Below are 6,033 nucleotides of genomic sequence, written 5' to 3'. Positions count from 1 at the left end.
GATGCCGAGCTGCGCGGCCAGCTCGTGCAGCGACTCGGGCCGGTCCAGCCCGCTGCCGGACGGACCGCCGACGATCAGCACGGTCAGTTCCGCACGCAGTTCGGGGCGCCGCCGGAGCAGTTCCGCGGCCGCCCGCAGCAGCACGTCCGGCGCCTTCAACGGCTGGATCCGGCCGACGAACGCGAACACCAGCGACGCGGCGGGTAGCCCCAGCCGAGCCCGCGCCGCATCAGCAGCGCCCGGGGTGAACCGGCGCAGGTCCACTCCCGGCGGGATCGTGGCCACCGCTTCCGGTTCCGCGCCGTAGAGCTCCACCAGATCGGCGGCCTCCACACCGGTGTTCGCGACCAGCCGGTCCGCTTCGGACACGACCTGCTCCTCGCCGACCACGCGGACCCGCGGTTCCGGGGTGTCGCCTTCGGCCAGCGCGGCGTTCTTGACCTTCGCCAAGGTGTGCGCGGTGTGCACCAGCGGGACGCCCCAGCGTTCCCGCGCCAGCCAGCCGACCTGTCCGGACAGCCAGTAGTGCGAGTGGACGATGTCGTAGAAACCGGGCTCGTGGCGCGCTTCCGCCCGCAACGCGCCTGCCGCGAACGCGCATAACTGGGCGGGGAGCTCGTGCTTGTCCAGCCCCTCGAACGGTCCGGCCACCACATGCCGCACGGTCACGCCGGGAGCCAGCTCGGCGACGGGCGGCATCTCCGACGAGGTCGCACGGGTGAAGATCTCCACCTCGGTGCCCTGCTCGGCCAGCCTGGTCGCGGTCTGGGCGATGTAGACGTTCATCCCGCCCGCGTCGCCGGTGCCGGGCTGCTCCAGCGGCGAAGTGTGCAACGAGAACACGGCGGCCCGGCGCGGCCGCATCCGGACGGTGCTGGAAGTCATCGGCTGCCCATCGCAAACCAGTCGGGAACGCCCCGCGGCGCCCGAACGGGCACCAGGTGTCCGGCGAGCCGCACACCTGCGGGCGGGCATCCGCCTTCCGGGACGCCTTGAGTCCCGACGCCGCACCCGGGGAAAACATTCCTGGGAGCGGGGACGCGGTGCCCCGAAGCCGCTCGCGGGCCCGCGCCGACCAGGCCCGTCCGGCAACGCCCGTGACGGCGTTCACACCGCGCGCACGCGAAAAGTCCCGTGCCGGTGGGCGTCCACCCGCACGGGACCGTCGTCTTTCGCACCCGGCACTGCTCGCGCCGGGGTAATGATCAGCGGTGCGCGCCGATCACGCGGTGATTCCTCACAGCGCCGACTTCTGCTGCCACTGACCCCAGTCCAGCATCCAGTCGAACACCTCGTAGCGCGGCTCCATCGCCCGCACACCACCGCTGACCTCGATCGGATCGCCGACCATGGCGCTGTCGAAGTACGCCTTGGCGTCCGCCTCAGACAGGTTGATGCAGCCGTGCGAAGTGTTGACCTTGCCGAGGTTGGCGCGGTTCTCCTCGTTCTCGTGGATGAACTCGCCGTGGTTGGACATCCGGATGGCCCACTTCTTCTCCACGTCGGTGTAGCCGTACCGCGGGTTGTCCATGATCTCGACGGGGTTCTTCTGCATCACCATGTAGGTGCCGTTCGGCGTGTTCAGCTCCGGATCCTTGTCCTTGCCGTAGCTGGCCGCGTAGCTGGCGACCTGCTTGCCGTCCCGCTCGACCACCATCTGGTGCGTCTGCGCGTCGGCCTTGACGATCTGCGCGCGGCCGACGGTGAACTTGGTGGTCAGGTCCTCGCGCCCGTAGGCGCCCTTGCCGTAGTGCACCCCGTAGAGGTTCGCGTCCACTTCGACCTGGGTGTTCGCCGGCCAGTACTCCTTCGGCCGCCAGTCCACCTGGGTGCTGGACAGCCATGCCCAGGAGCCCTCGACCGGGACCGAGGTGCGCACCGCCAGCGCCCGCTCCGCGGCGGCCTTGTCGGTGACCGGCTCGTCGAACTTCACGCTGATCGGCATCGCGATGCCGACTTCGCTGTGGTCGGTGGGGTTGATCGTGGCGCGCACCTTCTTGTCCGGCGACACCGTGCGGAACGAGCCCTGCACCTGCACGGTCTTGCCGTCGACGCCGGTGGCCTGGCCGGACCAGGTGTAGTCCTTGCCGTAGCCGAGCGCTTCGCCCGCGGTCCAGCTGTGCCCGTCGGGGGAGAGCTGACCGCCGACCTCCTTGCCGTCGCCGTTGGTGAGCTTGACCGAGTCGAGCCGTCCCTGCTCGACGCTGGCGCGGATCGGAGCGGCGGGGTTGATGTCGGCACCGCCGCCGGGCTCCAGGTGCACCTGCGCCTTCGGCGCCGACGCCCGGGAACCCGATCCGCCGCCGGACGCGGATTGGGCTCCGCACCCCGATATCAGCAGCACGGCCGCCAGCGCTCCCGCCAGCGCAGCCCACAGCAGCCGTGTCCGCGACCGACTCACCCTGCTCAGCACTCCTTGACCCCGATCCGTTCCGACATGACTTGCATTGGGTAGACGTGCGGCGCTCCGCCAAGATGCCGCCGATCAGCAGTGTGTCGCGTCACAGCTGTCGGCCTTCGGGCGGGCCGGTGCCGCGGATCGCTTCCCCGGGTAGCCGGGCGGCGACTCGGGGTGCGCCGATGACCTGCGTCGATCTTCATCGGCGAGCGCGCGGGGACGGGATCGGAGCAGACCGCGCGGAAATCGACCATCCACAATGGAACAGATCACGGTCCGGGAACGTGTGCGAACTCACCGCGGTCACACGCCGATGTGCTGGTGCTGCACGCAAAGCTCCACATCGAGTTCGGCGAGCACGTCCACGATCGGACTGGCGAACCCGGTCGATCCGGTGCGGCACCCCGCGAACAGCAAACCGACCACCCGCCCGTCGCTGTTGACCACCGCGCTGCCCGCGTCACCGGAGGCGGTGAAGCAACCATCGACGGCGTCGATCCGGATCTGCTCGCGCAGCACCCGCACTCCGAGCGCCGCGCCGTGATCCACCCGCAGCGTCGCGTCCACAGAGGACACGACTCCGGCGGTGAGCCCGCTGCCGTGCCCGCTCTTGCGCACCGGCTCGCCCGGGTAAGCCGCGCACTGACCGGCGATCGGGCCGATGCCCGGGATCACCGGCGAGTGCTGCACGCCGCATCCGAGAGTCACCGCCGCCGCATCGACCCGCCCGGACAGCGCACCGCGCGCCAGCTCGGCGAACACGTACCCGGTGTCCGGATCGACCATCCGGTCGCCGACCGCCCAAGCATCGTCCAGGCACGCGACGTCGAACGTCGTCAGCCCCATGGCCGCTGCCGCGGGCTGGTGCCCGATCACCAGCGCACCCAGCGTTCCGGTGCGGCGGTAGCGGCCCGCGTTGCGGACCTCCGGCGGGGACAGCTGCACCGACCGGCACGGCGCCACGCCGTCCCCGCCGGTGACCGCGCCGTCGTGCGCGAAATCGCGGCCGCGCAACGCCACCGACTCCTCCGCGCCGTGGTGGGCGTGCTGCAGAACCGGCTTTTCCTCGATGACGTCGGTGGGGATGCCCAGCACGTCCGGCGGGATGTGCGTGCCGGGCCAAACCCGGTCGGGAGTGCGCTTGCGGGCCACCGACACCACGATTCCCTGCCTGCCGGTGCCCCGGCCTGCGATGCGCTTCTCGCCGATGTCGACGGCCGTCACCCCGGGGAGGTCCAGCAGCTGGTCCTCCACCGCACGTTTGATCGGCCGAATGACCGCTCTGTCCCGAAGTTCCCTGATGCTGAGCATGGCGGCCCTCCAGCTACCATTTAACACTCAGGGTAAGCATTAGTCACGAAGAGTCACTCCGACGGCCCTCCGGGACGCTGGAAATCGCCCCGGCGAACGCCCTTGCGGACTCCTCGGACAGCGAGCCCGGAAAACACGCTTCAGATCGAACAGTCCACGAGTACCGGTTCCGGTGCCAGCGACACGCCGAACGCGGAACGTACCCCCTCGCGCACTTCACGCGCGAGACCCAGCAGGTCTTCGGTGCAGGCCGAGCCGCGGTTGGTCAACGCCAGCGTGTGCTTGCCGGACAACGCGGCCCGCGCCGCGCCACCGGGGTGCCCCTTGCCGAACCCGGCGCGTTCGATCAGCCAGGCCGCGGAGAGCTTGGTGCGCCCGTCGCCCGCCGGGTACTGCGGAACCCGCTCGTCCGGGCCGACCCGAGTGGCGATCAGCTCCAGCACCCCGGGAAGGTCGGCGGTGTCCACGATCGGATTGGTGAAGAACGAGCCGGCGCTCCAGGTGTCGTGGTCGGCCGGGTCGAGCACCATCCCCTTCGTCCGCCGCAACGCCAGCACCGCTTCCCGAGCGCGGGCGACGTCGACCCGCGCGCCCGGCTGCACCTCCAGCGCGCGGGCGAGTTCGGCGTAGCGGATCGGCGCGGACTCGGCGCCGTCCCGCAGCAGGTAGCGGGCGCGCAGCACCACCGCTTCGTCGCTGTGCTTGAGCGAGCTGCCGCGGTAGACCAGCCCCAGATCCTCGGCCAGCACGGTGCGGATCCGGCCGGTGCGCCGGTCCAGCAGGTCCACCGAGACCAGCATCTCGGAGATCTCCACGCCGTAGGCACCGACGTTCTGCACCGGTGTCGCACCGGTCAGCCCCGGAATCCCGGACAGGCACTCCAGATTCCCCAGGCCCTGGTGCACCGTGTCGGCGACGACGTCGTCCCAGTCCTCACCGGCCTCGACGGTCAGCTGCACGAAACCGTCCACGATGTCGTAGCTGCGGCCGCGGGTGGCGACCCGCACCACCCGGCCGTCGAACCCGGAGTCGGCGACGACGAGGTTCGACCCGCCGCCCAGCACCAGCAGCGGCTGGCCGGCGGCGTCCGACTCGCGGACCGCCTCGGCCAGTTCGTCGGGATGCTCGGCGAGCACGAACTCTGCGGCCGGGCCGCCCAGCCGCAGCGTCGTGTACTCCGCCAACGGGTGTTCACCGGGGGCCCAGGGGTGTTCGCCGGGGGTTCGAGCGCCGGTCGGGCCGCCGCGGATTCCTTCGGCACCGGACATCGAGGAGTTCACGACTGCCAAAGGTAACCTTCCGCCCATGGCACGCCGCATCGAGCACCGGAGCACCTCCGAGTGGGCATCGTCGCAGGTGCACCAGGCGCTCATCGACATCGACTACCTGCGGGACCGGCTCGCCGAGCTCGGCGGCACCCGCAACGAGCTGGTCAAGCACGACGTCCTCGGTGATGCGGTCCGCTTCCAGCTGCGCCAGGGGGTCAGCACGGAGGCGCTGCCGCCGGTCGCGCGCACCGTGGCCGGCGCGGGTGATCTGGTGATCGACCGCACCGAGTCCTGGCGGTGCGAAGAGCCCGGCCACTACAACGGCGAGATCGCCGCCGAGGTCGCCGGGGTGCCGTGCACCATCACCGGTTCGATGTGGCTGCGGGACCTGCCCGAGGCCGGCAGCGAGTTCCTCGTGGACGGCGAGGTGCGGGTGAACGTGCCGTTCGTCGGCGGGCGGGTGGAAGACCTGGTGGCCGAGCAGGTGCAGAAACTGCTCGCCCGGGAGGAGCAGTTCACCGGCGAATGGCTCGCGAAGCATTCGCAGTGAACCACCCGTCGTCCGGCGATTCCGCCCCTGCCATGCCTTCGCACGCCCGAATCCGCAGGTCCATGCCTTGAACCAGCCGCGCAAACGCGCCCCGCGACTCGCCGCGGGCCGCGCCAGGGCACTCGGCATGGCCACCCGGGGCACCACCAACCCGAACCGGCTGCGGCGCGTGGACCGCTGGATCACCGGCGCACCGTGGGCCGCCCGCGCGCTGCGATCGGCGGCGGATCCGCTGGTCGTCGATCTCGGATTCGGCTCGGCACCGACCACCACGGTCGAGCTCGCCGAACGGCTGCGGCCGCTGCGGCCGGATGCGCGGGTGTTCGGCCTGGAGATCGATCCCGAGCGGGTCGAGGCCGGGCGGCGGGTCGCGGTACCGCCCGGCCTGAACTTCCGGCGCGGCGGATTCGAGCTGGCGGGCCTGGCGGCGGGCATCGGCGGCGCGGCCGGTCCGGTGCTCGTGCGCGCGTTCAACGTGCTGCGCCAGTACACCGAGCCGGAAGCCT

The 6,033-nt window shown here is 71.1% G+C and carries 5 protein-coding genes and 1 pseudogene; 2 read left to right on the top strand and 4 right to left on the bottom strand.

Annotation, left to right across the window (positions count from 1 at the left end; all coding sequences use genetic code 11):
* From mshA to IJH84_RS12365, 4 genes are all read right to left on the bottom strand, one after another.
* Positions 1-885, bottom strand: an 885-nt coding sequence (gene mshA / locus IJH84_RS12380; RefSeq protein WP_295144280.1) for a D-inositol-3-phosphate glycosyltransferase, incomplete at its 3' end; no start/stop codon positions are given.
* A 352-nt stretch (positions 886-1,237) separates the two neighbouring features.
* Positions 1,238-2,401 (bottom strand): Ig-like domain-containing protein, encoded by a 1,164-nt coding sequence (locus tag IJH84_RS12375; protein ID WP_295144277.1) that lies wholly within the window; start codon positions 2,399-2,401, stop codon positions 1,238-1,240.
* Positions 2,402-2,701: 300 nt separating this feature from the next.
* Complete coding sequence (locus IJH84_RS12370; RefSeq protein ID WP_295144274.1) at positions 2,702-3,652, bottom strand: hypothetical protein; 951 nt, start codon at positions 3,650-3,652, stop codon at positions 2,702-2,704.
* 197 nt (positions 3,653-3,849) lie between these two features.
* Positions 3,850-4,977, bottom strand: coding sequence for a UDP-N-acetylmuramate dehydrogenase (locus tag IJH84_RS12365; RefSeq protein ID WP_295144286.1), 1,128 nt, complete (start codon positions 4,975-4,977; stop codon positions 3,850-3,852).
* A 37-nt stretch (positions 4,978-5,014) separates the two neighbouring features.
* On the opposite strand from IJH84_RS12365, the gene IJH84_RS12360 reads away from it, so the two are divergent.
* Both IJH84_RS12360 and IJH84_RS12355 read left to right on the top strand, forming a co-directional pair.
* The gene (locus tag IJH84_RS12360) at positions 5,015-5,527 is read left to right on the top strand and encodes a DUF2505 domain-containing protein (protein WP_295144271.1); all 513 of its coding nucleotides are present in this window, start codon (positions 5,015-5,017) and stop codon (positions 5,525-5,527) included.
* A gap of 127 nt (positions 5,528-5,654) precedes the next feature.
* Positions 5,655-6,033, top strand: a pseudogene (locus IJH84_RS12355) (class I SAM-dependent methyltransferase); the annotation flags it as partial.

Source organism: Saccharopolyspora sp., assembly GCF_017434145.1.
Taxonomy (GTDB): domain Bacteria; phylum Actinomycetota; class Actinomycetes; order Mycobacteriales; family Pseudonocardiaceae; genus Saccharopolyspora_C; species Saccharopolyspora_C galaxeae.
The sequence above is the reverse complement of the archived record's forward strand: the minus strand, read 5'-3'. Positions and strand labels throughout refer to the sequence as shown.